General features: G+C 42.0%; 16 protein-coding genes. 9 read left to right on the forward strand and 7 right to left on the reverse strand.

Annotated elements, in window-relative coordinates:
• The first annotated feature begins 34 nt into the window (after nt 1-34).
• The 4 genes from folB (at nt 35) to EPB74_RS13425 (ending at nt 2,026) form a co-directional block, all read left to right on the forward strand.
• Nucleotides 35-430: a dihydroneopterin aldolase gene (folB, locus tag EPB74_RS01125; protein ID WP_274902293.1), complete on the forward strand. Its 396-nt coding sequence runs from the start codon at nt 35-37 to the stop codon at nt 428-430.
• A gap of 13 nt (nt 431-443) precedes the next feature.
• Nucleotides 444-950, forward strand: a complete 507-nt coding sequence (locus EPB74_RS01130) for a 2-amino-4-hydroxy-6-hydroxymethyldihydropteridine diphosphokinase (protein ID WP_274902294.1) — start codon at nt 444-446, stop codon at nt 948-950.
• 65 nt (nt 951-1,015) lie between these two features.
• Nucleotides 1,016-1,555: a DUF924 family protein gene (locus EPB74_RS01135; protein WP_274902295.1), complete on the forward strand. Its 540-nt coding sequence runs from the start codon at nt 1,016-1,018 to the stop codon at nt 1,553-1,555.
• 195 nt (nt 1,556-1,750) lie between these two features.
• Nucleotides 1,751-2,026, forward strand: a complete 276-nt coding sequence (locus tag EPB74_RS13425; RefSeq protein ID WP_446740006.1) for a DUF488 domain-containing protein — start codon at nt 1,751-1,753, stop codon at nt 2,024-2,026.
• A gap of 136 nt (nt 2,027-2,162) precedes the next feature.
• On the opposite strand, the gene cysE is transcribed toward EPB74_RS13425, so the two are convergent.
• The 6 genes from cysE to ggt form a co-directional block, all read right to left on the reverse strand.
• Nucleotides 2,163-3,062 carry a serine O-acetyltransferase gene (gene cysE / locus EPB74_RS01140; RefSeq protein ID WP_446740007.1) on the reverse strand — a complete coding sequence of 300 codons (900 nt, stop codon included), beginning with the start codon at nt 3,060-3,062 and terminating at the stop codon, nt 2,163-2,165.
• A 190-nt stretch (nt 3,063-3,252) separates the two neighbouring features.
• Nucleotides 3,253-3,696: a YtoQ family protein gene (locus EPB74_RS01145; protein ID WP_079691878.1), complete on the reverse strand. Its 444-nt coding sequence runs from the start codon at nt 3,694-3,696 to the stop codon at nt 3,253-3,255.
• Between the two features lie 188 nt (nt 3,697-3,884).
• Nucleotides 3,885-4,826: an RNA methyltransferase gene (locus tag EPB74_RS01150; protein ID WP_274902297.1), complete on the reverse strand. Its 942-nt coding sequence runs from the start codon at nt 4,824-4,826 to the stop codon at nt 3,885-3,887.
• Nucleotides 4,823-5,206, reverse strand: coding sequence for an Hpt domain-containing protein (locus EPB74_RS01155; RefSeq protein WP_079691876.1), 384 nt, complete (start codon nt 5,204-5,206; stop codon nt 4,823-4,825). The genes EPB74_RS01150 and EPB74_RS01155 overlap by 4 nt, the downstream gene beginning before the upstream one ends.
• A gap of 92 nt (nt 5,207-5,298) precedes the next feature.
• Nucleotides 5,299-9,045: a DNA polymerase III subunit alpha gene (dnaE, locus tag EPB74_RS01160; RefSeq protein WP_274902298.1), complete on the reverse strand. Its 3,747-nt coding sequence runs from the start codon at nt 9,043-9,045 to the stop codon at nt 5,299-5,301.
• Between the two features lie 310 nt (nt 9,046-9,355).
• Nucleotides 9,356-11,293 carry a gamma-glutamyltransferase gene (gene ggt / locus EPB74_RS01165; protein ID WP_274902299.1) on the reverse strand — a complete coding sequence of 646 codons (1,938 nt, stop codon included), beginning with the start codon at nt 11,291-11,293 and terminating at the stop codon, nt 9,356-9,358.
• A gap of 206 nt (nt 11,294-11,499) precedes the next feature.
• On the opposite strand from ggt, the gene EPB74_RS01170 reads away from it, so the two are divergent.
• From EPB74_RS01170 to EPB74_RS01180, 3 genes are all read left to right on the forward strand, one after another.
• Nucleotides 11,500-11,934, forward strand: a complete 435-nt coding sequence (locus EPB74_RS01170; protein WP_274902300.1) for a hypothetical protein — start codon at nt 11,500-11,502, stop codon at nt 11,932-11,934.
• 222 nt (nt 11,935-12,156) lie between these two features.
• Complete coding sequence (locus EPB74_RS01175) at nt 12,157-14,217, forward strand: hypothetical protein (RefSeq protein WP_274902301.1); 2,061 nt, start codon at nt 12,157-12,159, stop codon at nt 14,215-14,217.
• 87 nt (nt 14,218-14,304) lie between these two features.
• Nucleotides 14,305-16,077 carry a hypothetical protein gene (locus EPB74_RS01180; RefSeq protein WP_274902302.1) on the forward strand — a complete coding sequence of 591 codons (1,773 nt, stop codon included), beginning with the start codon at nt 14,305-14,307 and terminating at the stop codon, nt 16,075-16,077.
• 161 nt (nt 16,078-16,238) lie between these two features.
• Here EPB74_RS01180 and EPB74_RS01185 read toward each other — a convergent pair whose 3' ends face one another.
• Entirely contained in the window at nt 16,239-16,769 is a 531-nt protein-coding gene (locus tag EPB74_RS01185; protein ID WP_274902303.1) for a Spy/CpxP family protein refolding chaperone, read from the reverse strand.
• Between the two features lie 172 nt (nt 16,770-16,941).
• On the opposite strand from EPB74_RS01185, the gene EPB74_RS01190 reads away from it, so the two are divergent.
• A complete protein-coding gene (locus EPB74_RS01190; RefSeq protein ID WP_274902304.1) occupies nt 16,942-17,628 on the forward strand; it encodes a response regulator transcription factor in 687 nt (228 codons plus the stop codon).
• Nucleotides 17,628-19,292, forward strand: coding sequence for a sensor histidine kinase (locus EPB74_RS01195; protein ID WP_274902305.1), 1,665 nt, complete (start codon nt 17,628-17,630; stop codon nt 19,290-19,292). The genes EPB74_RS01190 and EPB74_RS01195 overlap by 1 nt, the downstream gene beginning before the upstream one ends.
• Nucleotides 19,293-19,476: the final 184 nt, after the last annotated feature.

Here is a 19,476-nt window from a genome sequence, read left to right on the forward strand (position 1 = left end):
AATTATAAAAAACGTAGTCGATAAGGATAAAATGATGTTGCACACAGAGTCTGATGTGGTATTTGTAAAAGGTCTAAAGGTAGAGGCAGTGATTGGCGTTTACGATTGGGAGCGCGCAATAACCCAGCCAATATTGATTGATATCGCGCTTGAAACAGATATTAGTAAAGCTGCTGCGTCCGATGATGTAAATGACGCGCTTAATTATAAAGCCGTCTGCAATGACGTTAGCGCTTGGTGTCAAGAAATCAAAGCAGAGTTGCTTGAGCATTTGGCTGGGCAAATTGCAGATAGACTGCTTGCGAACTATTCTTGTCATAAATTGACTTTGAGCGTTGCTAAGCCTACCGCTATTAAACAGGCTGATGCAGTTGGCGTACAAATTACTCGCTATGCTAAAGCAGCTGAAAAAAAGCCTAATGACGCATAAAGGTTCATTCACTATGAATCTCGAAACGTTAAAAATAATTGCCCCTGAGCGGTTGCAACAGCAATCAGTGACGGCGGTATTATTAGCGTTGGGTAGTAACCATCGAGCTGAGCATTACTTGTCTCGCGTTCGTATGAAATTACAAGCGTTTGGTAGAGTACAGCTATCTACTGCCTTTCAAAATCCAGACTTTACGGCGACCGTAGAAAACCCAAAACCGGATTATACCAATCAATGTGTCTATCTGAATTTAAGCTCAGCAACGACTTTGCAGCAGCTACAACAGAGCTTTAAATCGTTTGAAGGTGATTGTAATAGACAACGAAAAATCGAGCCTAATGCCATTCGGCAAGTGACGATGGATATTGATATTTTACTAATAAAATTAACCAGTAATAAAAATAGCCTAAGCGATAAAAGCATATCCGAATGGATAGTGATGGCGGATCGTTATCCATTTAAAGCGCATGAGAGTGCGGGGATAGAGGAATTGATAGTAGGAAGTGGAACTGATTGTTAGGAAATAAGTTAGGCAAACGCTTAGCCCGTATATCACCGCTTCTAAAGCTTTGAAAGGTGCTGTTTATGTACAACAGAATATTGAATTTTTGTTTTAAAGAGGTGGGTAGCCAAAATTTTTTCGAGAAGGATTTAGGCTTAGATCAAGTGCTTAGAGAACACTTTATCGATATTCTTACGCAAGCTGCCGCCGCAGAGTTTTATGCTTGGCGTAGCAGCGTTCAGGGACGATTAGCTGAAATCATTATATTAGACCAATTTTCACGCAATATTTACCGCAATACGCCAAACGCTTTTTCTCAAGACCCTATGGCATTGGCCTTAGCTCAAGAAGCGGTAGCAGCTGGCATACTACAAGAACTAAAGAGTGTGGATGAGCGCAAGTTTATTTTGATGCCTTATATGCATAGCGAATCAAAGTTAATTCACCAACAAGCTGAGCTGTTATTTAAGAAATTTACTAATGAAGAAATATACGAGTCTGAGATCAAACATAAAGTCATCGTTGATCGCTTTGGTCGTTATCCACACCGGAATGAAATTTTGGGGCGGACTTCAACTGTCGAAGAAGTAGCGTTCTTAAAGCAACCTAATTCATCGTTTTAAGCAGACTGTTTCGGGTATCATCATTCATGCTATGGACAGGACGGTTCAGTAAGTGAGTCATTCAAATATAATATTAATTTTTAAGGCTAAAAGGATTCTATAGTCATGTCAAAAATTAAAATCCGAAGAGCGTATACAGAAAAGGGAAAGGATGATGGATAATGTATATTAGTAGACCGTTTATGACCGAGAGGCATAAAAAAAGAGAACCTAAGTTATAGCTGGTGGCCAAAAGATATTGCATCCTCAGATAAACTGAGGAAATCCTTTGATCATGATGAAGACAAGTTTAGTGACTTTAAACAATCCTATAAAAAAGAACTAGAAGACAATGATCTTAAAGATGAGTTTCTAGACAAAGTAAAAACTCAGCTTGAGAAACATAATGTTACCTTTATTTATGGCGCAAAAAATGAAGAACATAATCAAGCAGTGGTATTAAAAGCATGGGTTGAAGAAAAATTAAATTAATAAAGATGTTGTTCTATTAAAGAGGCGCTTCTATTATCATTAAAAAAATCCCGAAGCCGTTACATTAATTGGCTTCGGGATTTTTAGTTTTATTAAGAGTAAGGTTGCATGCAAGTGCAATTAATCAACTATACGCCTATTTTTGCTCAGCGCCTGCCTGATCCATATCTTTTTGCCCAATCACATCCAAATCCTCTAAGCAGAGTTTGTCATACTCTTTTTTGCAAAAATCAGGATCGATTTTACACATTGCTGCCTGCAGTTGATCCAAACGGTTTTCTGACTGCTGAATATGCTCGAGCATTTTAGCAAAAGCTTCAGCGACTGGGTCTTGTGAATAGGGGTCGATACCATAAGCCTGAAAAGCGGTGTCACGTGCTGAGCTCTGTGTGCTTGTCTTTGGCTCATCTTTAGAGCTATTGCTTTGCTCTGTATTATTGATTGTAGCGGCTGCTTTTATGACGCTTTCTTGTTGCTTGGCGTCATCGACTTTTTTCACAATAGGATTGCCTTTCTCGTCGTGATGATCGGATATCATGCGCGCTGCACTGCCGACCATGGTTGCGCCTGCTGGCACAGGTTTGACAACGACCGCATTTGAGCCAATCTTGGCGTTTTTACCAACAGTAAATGGCCCTAATACTTTTGCACCCGCACCTACCGTTACGCCATCTTCTAATGTTGGGTGGCGCTTGCCGTTATTTTGTGATACGCCGCCAAGAGTCACACCGTGATACAAGGTGACATCATTACCAATCTCGGCGGTCTCACCAATGACGACGCCAACACCATGATCAATAAAAAAGCGTCTGCCGATTTTGGCAGCAGGATGAATCTCAATGCCAGTGATGATGCGCGAGCCATAAGAGATAACGCGGGCAGCCAGTTTTTGCTCATTTAGCCAAAGACAATGGGCCCCGCGATGCAAAATAAGGGCGTGGATACCAGGATAGGTCAAGATAACTTCTAAGCTATTACGCGCAGCAGGATCGCGAGTAAATACCGCATCGATATCTTCTTTTAAATCTTTTTTAATACTGGCAAGCGATTTGAAAAAATTGGTTGGCAATGACATAAATCATCCTATCGTATTTTTTATTACAATCTCTTTAGTTATAGCAGCTTTGTATCATAAAATATAGCGATGGGCTATAAATAAAAACAGATTGCCTATAGATATAAAAGCCAATCATTAGCTTTTGTATCTATAGGCGCTCGTTTCTAATTTAGCTATCGTTAGTAATATATTTTAGCAGCTCTACAACCTGCTCAGGCGTTTGCGCCCATGCCATTGCCGCCGCATCCACTTCTTTTAACGGATGGATAATATCCTCAGCATGCAGGGTGATATACGGCTTACCCAAAGCGGCGCAATATCCCGCGTCAAATGCAGCGTTCCACTGCTTGTATTTATCACCAAACCGAATGATAGCAATGTCACATTTTTGGATCATATTTTTAGTGCGAATTGCATTAACCTTTGAGGACTGATGATCGCGCCAGAATCCATTGTCATTTTTACCTAACACGTCACCGGCTGCGTCGCTGGCTTCGTGTTCAGTTACTGCGGATGTGAACTTAATGTCAAGACCATGTTCTGTAGCACCTTGCATGATTTTCTGACGCCAGTCGCTGTGTATTTCTCCAGATAAATAAACGGTCCAATTCATAATAAATTCCTTTTTAGTATTAAATGCTGGTTATCATTAAATTCAGGGCAACTGCTAATTATAATTAGTTGCTGCTGTTGTTCGACTCATAAAAAATAATAGTAATCAAATAATGTGCGTGGTTTTCGGCAGTATATCAGCCGCAGTCTAGGGTAAAAAACCGACGTACCACGAATTGTAGCTAAATATTAGTCTTTTGCAAGTTTGGCAATCAAGGCGCTTAATAGCTGGTATTCTTTTTGATCGAGCTGAATACGTGATCCCAGTCGAGATAGGCGCGATGGTAGCGATTTCAAATGTTCGCTGTCTGCTAAACCGCGCTGAACCATCAAAGCGGTAGTACGCTGAGTAAGTTGTTGCAGTTGTTGTTGGGTGATAGCAGGCTCATCCCATTGTTGCCGCACGTAAGTATTCAGCATTGGTTGTTCTGACATTTCTAAACTGTCAGTTGTGCCTAATTTATCAGTATCAGTATCAGTATCAGTATCAGTGTCAGTGTCAGCGTTGATGTGCGTTTGCGCGTAAGCAAAAATAAAACTGGCAATCACTTGCACGGCTGAGGCGACATTGAGCACTGGATAAGCAGGATTGGCATCGATTTGAATATGATAATCTGCATACGCCAATTCTTCATTGGTCAAACCACGATCTTCACGGCCAAATAAGATAGCGATATTTGGTTGGTTAGTAGTGTGAGCGGTTTGATTATCAGTAGTACTCTTAGTTGTATCGAGAGCCGCCTGTTTATCAATAAAATCCAGCATGATTTTGGCCGCTTGTGTGGGTGTCACCACAGGGCGCGGCAAATGACGACTGCGACTACTGGCAGCAAATACCAACTGACAATTTTCGATAGCAGACTCTAGCGTCGGTGCTATGATTGCGGATGACAATAAATCACTACCACCTGCGGCATGAGAGATACTGGTTTCATCAATTGGTAGTTTGGGATTAACGACTGTCAATCGTGACAAGCCCATAGTGTGCATCGCTCTTGCTGCTGAGCCAATATTGGCGGGCAGGGTAGTATTAACCATGACCACTTGTAAACAAGACAAATAATCGTTCGCTGTATGACTTAGCGTCGACGCTGCCGGTGATGCTAAAAATGATGACACGTCGTTACTCATTGTTGCCCCAAGCGCTGGTTGATTTCTTGTTCAGCATTGTCTAATGCAATGGCAATATTTTCGATAAGCGGAGCTTGTTCGCTGATACGCTGCTCGCGGCATCGCTCTTGTAATTGACTGCTAAGGCTCACCAGTTGGGTTGTACCCAGATTAGCACTGGCACCTTTTAATGCATGAGCAAGCTCAAAGCCATTAGCGTTATCTTCTTCTTGTTGAGCGGTTCTTAGTTGTGTGATGCGGTGCTGACAGTCAGTAAAATAGACTTGTATTAAATCAGCAAAGTCTTCTTCTAATAAGTCGCGCATGTCTTCAAACTGCTCGTTATTGATAATCTCATCATCAATCTTGGCGGTTGTATTGTTATTGATAATCTCAGCCATGGTTATGTGTCCAATAGAATAAAGTTGAAGCAGGAAGGTTAACTATAATGAATTTTTTAATACGAATGAACCTGCTAAATGTACTGAAAACGTTAGCTGTAATGAAAGTGTAAGTTGTTTTCACTAATCATACTTTTCAGCTGCTGTAAATTATCATCGCTCGGATAGACGCGCCAATGCTCCGACAACCCTACATTGGCAATGCCATATTCTTCATAAATACTGAGTCCAAGCGGCAGACAGTTATCATTGATCGAAGCGTCTGTATTGCTAAGAGCATGATTGGCATAGCTTTGTTCAGAAACGCTTTGATTAGCACTGTTTTGATAAGTAGAATCTTGATTCATATCGTTTTCAAGAGCCAATAAATCATTACCATCTTCATCATATAAGCTGCCACCCATAGCAGGATCGTAAGCACCATTGTTACTGTTGTTAATATGGCTACCTTGCTCGTCCTGATCGTTATCATAAGACAGTTTTGGTGCAGGAATAATGCTGGCTTGTGCAGACTTGAGTAACGGTTGCAGGCGTGTCAGCAGGGTAATATCGCTACCATGGACTTTAATGCTGATTTTCTTCAGCCATCTTAGGCGCGCATCGACCATACTCATGGCATTATCAAGGCGCGCAAATAGGCGTCCATCACGCTCACGAATACTGCCTTTAATAATGACGACTTCATCGACTTTTAATTGCTCTTTGACACGGTTAAAGCGCTCAGCATAGCAGCTGACTTCTAATCTTGACGTACCGTCATCCAAGATAATAACGTTACGATTACCGAAGTTGGCGATATCGATAATCAATCCGGCAAAATAACAGCTGCCGTTGTAGCCGGTATCAGCTAACTTATCGAGACGTGCGCCTGAGGTATAACGTTTTAGCTCATCTAAATACTCATTAATTGGGTGTCCGGTCAGGTATAACCCCAAGGTATTCTTTTCAGCTTTTAAGCGATGCTTATCACCCCAAATCAGCTCTGGAGTCATCACCAACGGCGGCGCAGCGACGATACCGTCCATCTCACCAAACAAATCCATCATGCCGATCTCGCGGTTTTGACGGTCTTGCTCAGCGGCTTGTACTGCGCTTGGCAATTGACTCATTAATGCACCGCGAATCTCGTAAGCTTCGTCGGCTGGCAAGTCAGGTCGTAAAGTGGCGGCGAAGTCATCAAAACAGCCAGCACTTACTAATGCCTCAAGGGTGCGCTTATTGACTTTTTTGATATCGACACGGCGGCAAAAATCATATAAATCTTTGAAATAGCCATCGCGGCGGCGCGCTTCTACAATAGATTCAACCGCACCTTCACCAACCCCTTTAATCGCACCCAAGCCATAAATGATATTGGTCGCGGTATCAGCGACAAAATGCCACTCACTACGGTTAACCGATGGATTAACCACGGTTAGATCGAAGTTTTCACGGCAATCATTGATAAAGAACACCACGTTATCGGTGTTGTTCATATCCGAAGTCAGTACTGCTGCCATAAACTCAGCAGGGTAGTACTGTTTTAAATAGGCCGTCTGATAAGCCAGCACGCCATAAGCGGCTGAATGCGAGCGGTTAAAGCCGTAACCGGCGAATTTCTCCATCAAATCAAATACGCCACCTGAAGTAGCTTCATCGATACCTTGTGAGGTTGCACCAGTAATAAAGATATCGCGCTGCTTAGCCATCTCTTCAGGTTTCTTTTTACCCATAGCGCGGCGGAGCATATCAGCACCGCCTAAGCTATAGCCAGCCATTACCTGCGAGATTTGCATCACTTGTTCTTGATAGACGATAACGCCGTTGGTGTTTTCTAAAATTGGCTCAAGATTGGGATGGTCATAAATGACTTCTTCGCGACCGTGCTTACGGTCGATATACATCTCTACCATGCCAGCATCGAGCGGACCTGGGCGATACAGCGCGCACATAGCGATAACGTCTTCGATGTTAGTCGGTTGCAACTTGGCAAGATACTTTTTCATGCCCATACTTTCTAACTGAAAGACGGCAGTGGTTTTGGCATCTTGCAAGAGCTTATAAGCTTTAGCGTCATCTAATGGTAAGTCTTCTAATACCAACGCCTCTTTGTTCTCTTTAGAACGGCGCTTATTGATATTTTCAACGGCGGCACTAATGACCGTTAAGTTACGCAGACCCAAAAAGTCAAACTTTACCAGACCAACTGCTTCAACGTCATCTTTATCAAATTGACTGACACGGTGTCCTTCATCATCACAATAAATGGCACTAAAATCGGTGATTTTATGCGGGGCAATCAATACACCACCAGCATGCTTACCAACGTTCCGGCAAATGCCTTCAAGCTTAATGGCCATCTCCCACACTTCAGTGGCATCTTCATAATCCATATTATCAGGATTGGAGATTAAGTCTTTTAACTGCGGCTCTTGTTCAAGCGCTTGACTGAGCGTAATACCGGGTGTCTTAGGTATCAGTTTGGACATTTTGCTGGCAAGGAAATACGATTTACTTTGCGCGCGCGCGACGTCACGTACCACAGCTTTTGCGGCCATAGTACCAAAGGTAATGATTTGCGATACCGCTTCTCGGCCGTAAGTTTGAGCCACATAATCAATCACACGATCACGTCCTTCAATACAAAAGTCAATATCGAAATCGGGCATGGATACGCGCTCAGGGTTTAAGAAGCGCTCAAATAATAAGTCGTAATGGATAGGGTCAAGATCAGTAATATTTAGCGCATAAGCAACTAGCGAACCAGCACCTGAACCACGACCCGGTCCAACAGGCACGCCATTGGCTTTAGCCCAGCGAATAAAGTCCATGACGATTAAGAAGTAACCGGGGAAGCCCATTGATAGGATAATCTTTAGCTCATACTCTAGACGTTCATCATATCTTTGGCGAATATCGCTCCAGTTATCACTACGTGCTTCCATAGGAAATAGCTTTTCTAAACGATGTTCAAGTCCGCGTTGCGATTCTAATCGAAAGAAAGACTCGGTGGTTTCACCTTCAGGTACTGGAAACTCTGGCAGCACGTTTATACCAAGTGTCAAAGTCACATTACAGCGCGTTGCTAAGCGCAAAGTATTATCGATAACCTGTGGAATATCGGCAAACAACTGCTGCATTTGTGCTTGAGTTTTAAGATATTGCGCATCGGAATAAGTTTGCGGACGATTTTGGTCTGCAAGTACGTAGGAGCCAGCAATACAAACCCGCGCTTCATGAGCATCGAAATCATCTTGCTCTAAAAACCGTACGTCGTTATGGGCAATAATAGGTATATTGTGTTTAGCACCGGCATGAATAGCAGCGTTAATAAAAGCGTCTTCACCTGAGCGATTGGTCCGCTTAATGGCAAAATATAAGCGATCGCCAAACTGTTCTTGCCATTCTGTAATCAGCTCATCGGCTTTTTCTGGCATAGAGCCAACTAACGCTTGACCGACATCAGATTTTTCGGTAAATAAGACGATGACACCAGCCGCGTGCTCTAAAATATGGCTGCGTTTGATGACAGGCGTGCCATGATTGGTAGGGTCGGCGCGACCTTCGGTAAAGCCAAGCGATACAATACGCGTGATGTTTTGATAACCTTCGTTATCCATTGCTAGCAGAGTTAGGCGCGTGTCTTCATTCTCCATGATGACTTCACTACCGATGATTGGCTTGATACCAGCACCTAAGCAGGCACGGTAAAACTTTACTGTAGCATAAAGATTGGATAAATCGGTCAAGGCAAGCGCGCTTTGATTGTCTGCCGCCGCCGCTTTAATCAATGGCTTAATACGGACGATAGAATCGGTAATTGAATATTCGCTGTGGATGCCAAGGTGTACAAATGCCATAGAAGACTCTTACTGATGCGATCGAGAAGGAATGAGTTGTATGATGATAAATTTTTTATTATCAATACTTTATGTTTTTTTAGGGCGTAGTAAAACGCTAAAGTTTGTATTTTTAAGGTTTAAATTTGGTCGTTAATAATAGCATTATTTGGCGTAGACAGCCACTGATTCGGTTGGTTTAATCTCTTTGAAACACATAGGTAAGTTATTTGGGTAATATAAAAACCACATAAAAAATCATATTAAAAAGCCCTCTACACTATAAAGAATAGAAGGCTTTTTTTAATGACTAGATAAGACAAGCTTTAGCCTAATATCCAACCACTGCTGCATCGACAATACGTGGGTCGGATGCACCGTAAACACCGTTTGGCGTCATCATTATCGACTGCGTTGAACCCATGGCTGATTTTGGACTGACGGTATGTCCCATTGATTCAAGTTTTTTAACGGTATCGATATTTAATGCTTTTTCAACCCGAATCTCATCGGGCAGCCATTGGTCGTGAATACGTGGGGCATGAGTGGCCTCAGCGATATTCATATCGTGATCGATGACGTTTGAGATGATTTGCGTAACGGTGGTAATGATGCGGCTACCACCCGGGCTACCAGTAACGATATAAGGTTTGCTATCTTTAAATACCAGTGTTGGGCTCATAGAAGATAAGGGACGTTTATTTGCTTCTACCGCATTGGCTTCACCGCCCAGTAATCCATAACCGTTAGGGACGCCCGGCTTGGCAGAAAAATCGTCCATTTCATTATTGAGTAATATCCCTGTACCTTCAGCGACGAGACCAGTACCGTAAGAAAAATTCAGCGTATAAGTATTGGCGACTGCGTTGCCGTCTTTATCAACGATAGAGAAGTGCGTGGTTTGATCACTCTCATAGGGTAGTGGATTATTGGCTTTGATGGTTGCTGCTGGCGTGGCTTTGTTTGGGTTAATTAAGGCGCGCAGTTTATCGGCATAAGCTTGTGAGGTTAAGCCGCTGGCAGGTACATCAATAAAGTCAGAATCACCCAAATACTCAGCACGATCTGCATAAGCCAATTGCATTGCTTCTGCCATTAAGTGAATGGTTTGTGCGCTGTTTTGGCCGTAGTCTTTTAATGGATAGCCTTCTAAAATATTTAAAATCTGTACGATATGTATACCACCAGAAGATGGTGGTGGCATAGAGACAATTTCATAACCGCGATAACTACCCTTCACAGGTTCACGGGCGATGGCTTCATAATTGGCTAGATCCGCTAAGCTCATATTACCGCCAGCTTCATTGACAGCCTTGACTAATTTACGCGCCGTTTCGCCTTTATAAAATCCATCAGCGCCTTTTGCTGCAATTAGCTTTAGCGAATGAGCAAGCTCTGGTTGTTTCAAACGCTCACCCGGCTGATAAGCGCTGCCGTCAGCTTTAAAAAATATCTTTTTAGTACTAGGCCATTTTTGCATGCGATCGCTTAAGGCGGTGAGCGACTCAGACAAGCCAGCGGTGACTTCAATACCGTTCTCTGCTAATGCAATCGCTGGTGCCATGACTTGGCCGCGGCTCATCGTACCGTGATCTTCCAGCGCTTTGAGTAAGCCTGCGACCGTACCCGGTACGCCAACCGCTAAGCCATGATATTGAGATAAGTCGCTAACCGCATTGCCATCCTTATCAAGATACATATCGCGCGAGGCGCTACTAGGGGCTTTTTCGCGATAATCTAGCGCCACCGTTTTGCCTTGCTTAGCATCATAAACCATCATAAAACCACCGCCACCGATATTGCCAGCGCGCGGCAGAGTAACTGCTAAGGCAAAACCAACGGCCACAGCGGCATCGACCGCATTACCGCCATCTTTTAAAATCTTTAGTCCGATATCAGAAGCAAGTGCTTCTTGGGTAGCGACCATGCCGTTTTTTGCCCAGACAGGGTGATGGATAGCGTCCTCAGAATAGATGGCTTGATCAGCTTGGGCATTGCTAGTCGTGGATTTGAGACTATTGCTTTTGGATCGAGTAATACGTTTGGTTTCGGACAATACCGTTGGAGCGTCATTCATAATCGCTAGGTTTATGGCGCTGGTATTTATCGAACTCGTATTTATGGTACTTTTAGTGGGCTCAAGAGCATGAGCAGATACAGAGATTAAAAAGGTACTACTAATAAGTACAATAGCGGCTTTAATTTTTGTTTTGTTGCGAGAGTGATGACGGTGAGCGTCCTGATGAATTTTTGAGTTTGATTGATGCATCGTAAAATCCTTTTTACGTGAAAAAAGAGGGTAAGGTGTGATTGCGAGTGTTATTGGTCAATATTGTTACTGGTTAATCACACAAATATCTTACCTCAAAAAATAGATGGTTACTAAAATTAGATAAATAATTAAAAGATTAATAATTGTATTACAATAAAATTTTGTTATTAATCTCACTTTATCCAAAATCTCTGGAGGTTATTATGAATAAATTATTAGCAGCAGCGACAGGCTTAGCTTTTGCGTTTGGCACAACCCAAGTACAAGCTGCGCCGACTATCGAAGAGTTTATGTCTGCTGAGAATGGGTCAGGTTATTTTAATTGTGCTTATAAACTTAAAATTGCCAGCAAGAAGTGCTTGGTAACAACCTCAAACATTAATTCTTCAAAGGATTCTAGGGCTAGAAAGGTTTTTGGTGTTGATGAATATCTACCATTACTGACCATCAAATGGCCAGATGGTGACAGTAGCCGTTATGTAGATATAGGCGGTGATGAAGTGTATGAGTTAATTAATTTAGCAGACCGTAAAAGCTATAACTATAAAACGATTAAAAACGCTCGCCACAGTATAGATTTTACAAAAGGCTTGGTCATTATTAATGATGACTATAAAGAACATATCCGCTTATGGTAACCAGCTTTACTACTTGGTTGATGTGTAATGCGAAGCGCTATCTCATTTGATAGCGCTTTTTTTGCTTTTTAAATATAAAATTGATTATAAAATCTTAATAAATTGATAGATTTGTCTAAAAAAATGTCTGTACTATTCCTCAGTTGTAAACTTTTATGTTATAAATAACAGAATAATTACTAAAGTTATAATTGTCTGTTTTTATCAAATAAAGGGATTTTTATGGGGCAGCTTACTTCTCAAAAACGCACCTTAGCGCATCGTTCTCAAGTATCAGTTGTACAATCATCGATTACCGATAAACATCATCCTATAAAGCTTGCCGTTTATGCGCTTGCCGCCGTTAGCGCAACGACGATTTTGATGGGCTGTCAGACAAATACAGGTTTGTCGCAGTCTAGTCAAACACCTGCCACGACCATAGATTTTAGTGTTGCAGACAGCAAACGTAATCAAGCGCAATCTCAAGCCTTTACCAGCCAATTAAATGCTAGTGCCGAGCAGTATCAACAGCTATTTGATCAAAGCAAAAACCCCAATATGGAAACGCACGCTAAGACCCGTCTGCTTAGCGCTATTCAAAAACATTTAGCCAATGAGCATGTCGCTGTTTCGCAAGCCAATTATCACTCTGTTCCTTATATTAAAGCCGATAGTATTGATGCTGGCTCAAGCAGTTTTTTTAGAACACTGCTTGAGCTTTATCTCTCTAAAAACACAGAAACAGATGATTATAGTGAATACGAAGAAGCGGCTGACGCGACTGAAGAAGATGGCGAAGTAGATAATGCTGCAGATAGCTACCCTGAAGAAGATAGCTATGCAGCGGAATATAGCGAAGTCGAAGCGGCTGCTGCAACTGAGGTACTATCATATGATGAGCTTGGCTATGACCAACATGGTTACGACGAATATGGCTATGATGAAAACGGTTACGATAGAGATGGCTACGATGAATATGGCAATTCTCAAGATAGTAGCGATGATGAAAATGACAGTGATTATGGCGATAACAGCGACAGTAACAGAGATTTAGCATCAAAAATTCGTGGCATAAATGTTCATGGTTTACTTAATGATTATGAAAATATGCAAGCCAGAAAAGCCGCAAATGGCACTCAGGATGAAAACGCCATTCGTACTTATCCTGGAATGCTAACCCAACTTGTCAATATGTTCATTCGCACCCCTGAGCAAGTTGAAGCAATGAATGCTTACCAATACCAATATTTAACGGTCAATAGCGTCAGTCACTATAAACCACAGCAAAAACAGTTACAGAGTGTTTATAGCTATGATTATGTGTCGCCAACGATTAGCTCATCTGTACAGATTCCTCTTGCCCTCGACTTTACTAAAAGCGCAATCACTATCGATCCATCAGCATTGATGCCCATCTTGGCACTGGGTAATCCTGAACATACACCGCTACCAGCACAAATGACCTCGCATACGGTGAATTTTGGTTTATCTGAAGCTATTACCTCGCAAATACCTTCAGCAGTGATTTATGATGCAGTGATGAGTGCTTTACAAAATAGTATGGCAGAGCTAGAACCGGAGTATTTCAGCGCTGTTGATATTCGTGATGATCAGTTTGCTAAGCAAGTCGGTGCTGATAGGGCAGTCAAAGTCTACTTTGGTAGCCGGCAAAGTGGTGAGATGATAGGAAAAATGGTAAAAAATATCTCACGCTCACTACAAAAACATATCGATGAAAACCCTAATAGCTATCCTGATGATACGGTGCTTAAAACAGCGATTGCCAAGATTGAGCTATACAATAAAGGCTATCAAAGTGCTGACATGGGTGCATTACTACAGCTGGTAGAAGCAGTTAGTCCTATTTCTTTTAATCACATCAATTATTACTACTTAGATGGCTCAGATCGTCTACTCGCCAAGCAACAACGAGTCAATATCGGCAGTGGTTTTTTTGGCTCACAAAATACAGTCTTGAATCAGACTCGCTACGATAACGCCAGTTTTAATAAAAATCCGTTAACGCCATTATTGGCACAGTCATTTGGCGCAAAGGCCCCTGCAGCTATAGATGGCAATGCTTGGCTTGCAAAACAGCGCCAGCAAGAAGAAAGGCTTGAGAAGGCTCGTTATGCACGTTATGACTATGTGGAAGCTAGTACCGATTATGCAGAGGCAAGCGCCGACTATGCAGATGATGGCTATGCAGGTGATGGCTATGCAGGTGATGACAGTAGCTATGTAACGGATGAAGCAGCAGACATGGAAACTGAGGCAGAAGTATTCGAAGGCAATGACTGAGAGGTTATCACGTTTAATCATAATTACGGTCAATCATAGTTGCGCCATATATAAAGTCTTTATATAACGCCTTTTAAGGATAAAAAAATGAAAAAATCGAATGATGATAGTGTGGCATTTTCTGATATCAAAAAAACAAAAAAAATGTGCTTAGCGCCTTCTAAATCAGTGATAATGTTGAGTGCTCTGGTAACGAGTACGCTACTGATGACGGCTTGCCAGTCTACCAATCTGAGTCAATCTAAGAGTTTGAGTGCAGATAATACGCCTAGCGCTGCCAAAGCAGCATTAGCAACCGCACTACAGCAGCAGAGGCGACAGTCTTTTGCCTATCATAGTAATATTGAGATTGTGAATCAGCAGCAGTTTACAGACATCGATAGTACGCAATTGGCGGTGTCAGAAGAGGTTGATAGCTATTGTGATGCCACCCACGACAATGCTTATTCTGAGCTACTACTCAAAGCGCAAGCAGACAATAAAGATATTGCAGCGCTTGATTATGATGCTCAGCGCGATGCACTTAAGCAGTCTTATCTAGTATGTACTGATGCTTATCAGGCATGGAGAGACAATCATTATGATAGTACGGCTTATAGCGTTGATGAGGCGGCTGAGGATATTGTAGATGGAATAGCAGCGGAGGAGGCAATGGCGACATCAGTTTCAGCGTCTGATATGGATTCCGATAGCGAAGCAAGCATTGCTAATGTCTCTATGACTCCTGTTTCGCCATATTACGAAAAGCTATTTAATGAATATGACAGCAAAAAATCTAAACTGGATGTCAAAAAATCACAACTATTGGATGCTTATTTGCTACAGCCATTGTCTATGAATGCGCAGGGCGTTTATCAGCCGCTAGCTGGCAAGTTTACCATGTTGGGTAGTGTGCAGTATTCGGCGCGCAACCATCATAGTAGTATCAATCAGCCTATTTACGTCGATTTTAAAACGGGTAGCCTCTATCTATGGGCGGACAATTTTGCATTACTGACATCGAAGCTTGCTGATGATAAGTTAGGTACCAAGTGGCAAAATAAATGGCTAAAAATAGCGCTTGATGACGGTACGTTACCTAAAGGTTTTGCTCGAGCCGTGATAAAAAGTCATATTGAAGCAGGAGACAGGGTGTATGCCAAGGCTACTATGAGTCAATTTGATTTTATAGCGCCAAACATGTTGGCGGCACTTTCACCTAAATTGCCTGAACAACAGCTAGCACCCATGCTCAATAGTGCGGAAATTATCCGCCGTGTGAGAAGTAACGCTGAAGATGAGCAAGCTTATAAAGACTACATGGGTACTTTTTATCAGCTTATTACTCAGCAATACCCTGAGCTAATCATAAAAAGCCATGCTGATATGTCAGAAGATACTTATTTTGCGGATAGTAAAATTACCAGTAAATGGTTGGTCCAGCAAGGTTTAGAAAAAATGAAAGATTTTGCGGATGATAAAAATCTAAAAACTCAAGAAAGCTCATTAACTGAACTCACATCACCTACGCTAAGTTCGGGTCTGCCTGTGCAAGAGCTATATGGTTTTAGTAAGAGTGGTCAATTGCAATGGCAGCATAGTCGTCATTATCTTCCGACTAAAGAAAGTACTGAAGCCACTGCACAAAACAGCTTCATTATCGACGCACTTAACCAATATATGCCTATCCGTGCGCAAGATAAGGCATTTCCTAATTTACCTAGTGACAGTCAGGTGCCTAATGCTAGCAACAGTATTGATCTAAAACAATATAGCGCTGAGCTTGCAGAGTATTACCGTCAAGGCAATGGTACAGCGATGGGAAAAATGCTGTTTAATGTACTACCAATGTATAAACAGCGGTTTGGCTCGATAGATTAAGAGACGGAGCTTGATAAAATAGGTTTGGGATCGCTCTAGAAACTAGCATAAAACATAAGCTATTAAACGATTGAATTCTTAAATAAATCAGCAAAAAAGCGCACCGGCTAACCGATGCGCTTTTTTAAATGGTCAGATTTTAATTAAATAATAGTAGTCAATCACATGCCTTGCTGTTGATGCTTGCTATGCATGTTACGGTTCTTTGAACCATGATGACCTTTTGCCTGTCTTTCTGATTTTAATTGTGCCATTTTTGCACGCTGCTCAGTGGTTAATACCTGTGAGATTGCATGTTGGGTTTCGATACGTTCAATAAAGCGCTGCTTGGTTTTAGCTGCTTGCTGATCCGCCAAACGATTGACAGCGGCGTTGTTTAAAGTGCTGGCATTCGTCAATGCCTGCATCTGCTGCTGCATTTGCGCACGTTCTGCTTGATATTTTGTACGGTCATTTTTATAACCACTATATTTTTCTTGCATGATGGCTTTGATTTGCGCTTGCTGCTCGGCTGTCAAATCCAACTGTGCCATCGGACCTCTCATACCGCCTTTGTTCATACCTTCTTTATGATGCTTTTGCATTTTGCTGGTTGTTGGCGCAGTATCGGTGGTTGCATTGACACTGGTACAAGCAGTCACTGTAAATACGCTAGATATCGCTAATACTGAGCCCATAAATAATTTTTTCATTGTAATATCCTTGATTGGTTGTCTGAACCGGCTTTTAATAGAACCTATGATAGAGCAGATAGACGTTACGATGCTTTATGAAAGATTAAGAAAGGTAACGTTTATAGCGAATTGATAAGCAATTGACTGATAATATGGCTAATAAAGCGATCTAGCGCTGAAGGAGAAAGATGTGCCACACATATTACTAGGCGATGACGACGAAGAATTGACCCAGTTGTTACAAGAATACTTGCACAATCATGGTGTGACATGCGACTGCGTGCATGATGGTGAAGCGGTCATAGAACGTCTAAAGACTACGATGCAGGACGACTTACCTTATGATTTATTGGTGCTTGATATTATGATGCCAAAGATAGATGGACTTAGCGTACTGCGTCAGCTGCCAACTATCAGCGATATTCCGGTCATTATGTTGACGGCTAAAGGCGAGGAGATTGACCGTATCATTGGGCTTGAGCTCGGTGCGGACGATTATATTACCAAACCTTGTAATCCACGTGAATTGCTGGCGCGTATCAATGCCGTGATTAAACGTACGGCAACCCCTTTTTTAGAGCATACTCCGCTACCAGCCAGCCGTTTGCATCTTGACCAGACCCAGCGAATTTGTCAAATAGACAATATAGCGTTGCAAGTGACCGGTACAGAGTTTGACTTATTGGTTGCGTTATTAAAACAAAAGGGCGAGGTGGTGAGCAAAGCATGGCTGTCAAAAAACGTCTTGCAGCGTGAATTACAGCCGTTTGACCGTAGTCTTGATGTGCATGTTTCACGCCTACGTAAAAAACTCCAACCTTTTCATGATGAGCCGATTAAGGCTATTCGTGGTAAAGGTTATCAGCTGGTAATTTAATGACTGACATAACTGATATGACTAAAATGACAGGTTCATCAATAGAAAAACCGAAATTTAGAGTGCGTATAACGCTATTCTGGCGACTGTTTTTGAGTTTGCTATTGATGATTCTTATCACGTCTGTTTTATCCATTTCAGTTGAGCGCTGGCTTAATGAGCAAGAGCTGGCGACACGCATGGATTCTCAAATCGAAAAGCTATTAACTCAGCGTGAACGGTTAGTAACATCCTTGCAAGCAGGTGATTTATCCACCGTTAAGCAGATTTATAACGAAGACCGCAGGCTAATGAGTCAGATAAGAATATATGATGAGCAAGGCGCTATCATATTTCCGAGATATCGTTTTAGGGAAAGTCGGGGAGAGCAACGTCAAGCAATAGACTCACAAACCTCTGCGTCTTCAGAAAATCGCGGCTCTGTGAGTGATGCTCTTGATAATAAAGAATCGGATTATAGTAAATTCAGTAATAAAGCACGTGCCGATAGAAACCCTTATAGTCGCTACGACTTAAACAGTGATAGCTTAAATAGTGATAAGTCAGGCGAACAACCTTTTATCTTTAATGATATCTTGCAGCCCAAGCCGTCTCGTAAAGCCATTGCTAATGCCGACAGCCGCCCGGAGTTGGCTGATGTGATGGTGGTGTTACCTGATGAGCAGACAGTTATCATACAGCTGCGTCCGCACTTACTATTTAAGGATGTGCTGGAGTTGCAGCGCGGTAATTTCATGCTGCGGCTAGGATTAATTATTCTGTTTAGTGTCTTGGTGTGCTTTTGGCTCAGTCGTACCATGACTCAACGCATTCGCCGTGTGCAACATACCGTGCATCGCATGCTGGTTGGGGATTATCAAGTTAACCCTAGTCTATCAAGGCTAGGCATAGATGAGCTGGGGCTACTGGCAAAAGACGTGGCCCAATTGTCCACGCGTTTGGCTGATAGTGAGCTGGCGCGTAAGCAAATGTTAAGTGACATCTCCCATGAACTGCGCTCACCACTAGCACGTCTCGATGTTGCCACTGAATTAACAAGAGATTTTGCCCCCAATGCCAGTCGCTATTTAGACCGCATTGATAAAGAATCTGCCCGTATGAATGAGCTGATTGAACAAATCATTCGTATTCAATCCCTACAAATGCAGCAATACACTATCGCTAATATAGAAAATGAAACAGTAGATATCTGTGACATTATCAGCGAGATTGGAAAAGATGTTTGTTTTGAGTTTCAACATAAAAATGTACATTGGCAATGGCAGCCAAGTAATCCTTTATTGACAGATTCTTGCACAGTGTCAGGCAATCATGAGCAGTTGTATAGCGCCCTTGAAAACATCATTCGTAATGCTTTTATGCATACGGCAGCCAATTCGACCGTCACAGTTGAAGTATTGCAGATAAAAAATAATGACAATACTGAATCTATTCAAATCAGCATAATAGACGAGGGCGGCGGCGTTGCAAAAGAAGATTTAGAGCGCATATTTCAGCCTTTTGTCCGCCTTGATTCTGCTCGTAATCGCCAAACAGGTGGTTATGGATTGGGATTGGCAATAGTTTATGCAGTAGTGATGGCGCATAAAGGTCAGGTTGGTATCTATAACCGTAAAGACGATATGCAAGGTCTAATTGTACAATTGACTATACCTGTTAAGTAGCACTAATGAATAAGAAATAAAATAAAATCTTTATATTCATAATTACGAATATATTAGACGAACGGTATTAAAACCCCGACGAACGGTATTGAGACTCTCTGTATATTCGTTAATAATCATATACAGAGAGTAATAATGAATTTACAAAAAAAGGCGTTTTATTTCTAAAGCACTAATATAAGTA

The organism is Psychrobacter sp. DAB_AL62B (assembly GCF_028895345.1).
GTDB lineage: Bacteria > Pseudomonadota > Gammaproteobacteria > Pseudomonadales > Moraxellaceae > Psychrobacter.

Excerpts from the sequence above, each read along its gene's own strand:
- folB (WP_274902293.1), top strand. The coding sequence starts at position 35 with ATGTTGCACACAGAGTCTGATGTGGTATTTGTAAAAGGTCTAAAGGTA.
- EPB74_RS01130 (WP_274902294.1), top strand. The coding sequence starts at position 444 with ATGAATCTCGAAACGTTAAAAATAATTGCCCCTGAGCGGTTGCAACAG.
- EPB74_RS01135 (WP_274902295.1), top strand. The coding sequence starts at position 1,016 with ATGTACAACAGAATATTGAATTTTTGTTTTAAAGAGGTGGGTAGCCAA.
- EPB74_RS01145 (WP_079691878.1), bottom strand. The coding sequence starts at position 3,696 with ATGAATTGGACCGTTTATTTATCTGGAGAAATACACAGCGACTGGCGT.
- EPB74_RS01150 (WP_274902297.1), bottom strand. The coding sequence starts at position 4,826 with ATGAGTAACGACGTGTCATCATTTTTAGCATCACCGGCAGCGTCGACG.
- EPB74_RS01155 (WP_079691876.1), bottom strand. The coding sequence starts at position 5,206 with ATGGCTGAGATTATCAATAACAATACAACCGCCAAGATTGATGATGAG.
- dnaE (WP_274902298.1), bottom strand. The coding sequence starts at position 9,045 with ATGGCATTTGTACACCTTGGCATCCACAGCGAATATTCAATTACCGAT.
- ggt (WP_274902299.1), bottom strand. The coding sequence starts at position 11,293 with ATGCATCAATCAAACTCAAAAATTCATCAGGACGCTCACCGTCATCAC.
- EPB74_RS01170 (WP_274902300.1), top strand. The coding sequence starts at position 11,500 with ATGAATAAATTATTAGCAGCAGCGACAGGCTTAGCTTTTGCGTTTGGC.
- EPB74_RS01175 (WP_274902301.1), top strand. The coding sequence starts at position 12,157 with ATGGGGCAGCTTACTTCTCAAAAACGCACCTTAGCGCATCGTTCTCAA.
- EPB74_RS01180 (WP_274902302.1), top strand. The coding sequence starts at position 14,305 with ATGAAAAAATCGAATGATGATAGTGTGGCATTTTCTGATATCAAAAAA.
- EPB74_RS01185 (WP_274902303.1), bottom strand. The coding sequence starts at position 16,769 with ATGAAAAAATTATTTATGGGCTCAGTATTAGCGATATCTAGCGTATTT.
- EPB74_RS01195 (WP_274902305.1), top strand. The coding sequence starts at position 17,628 with ATGACTGACATAACTGATATGACTAAAATGACAGGTTCATCAATAGAA.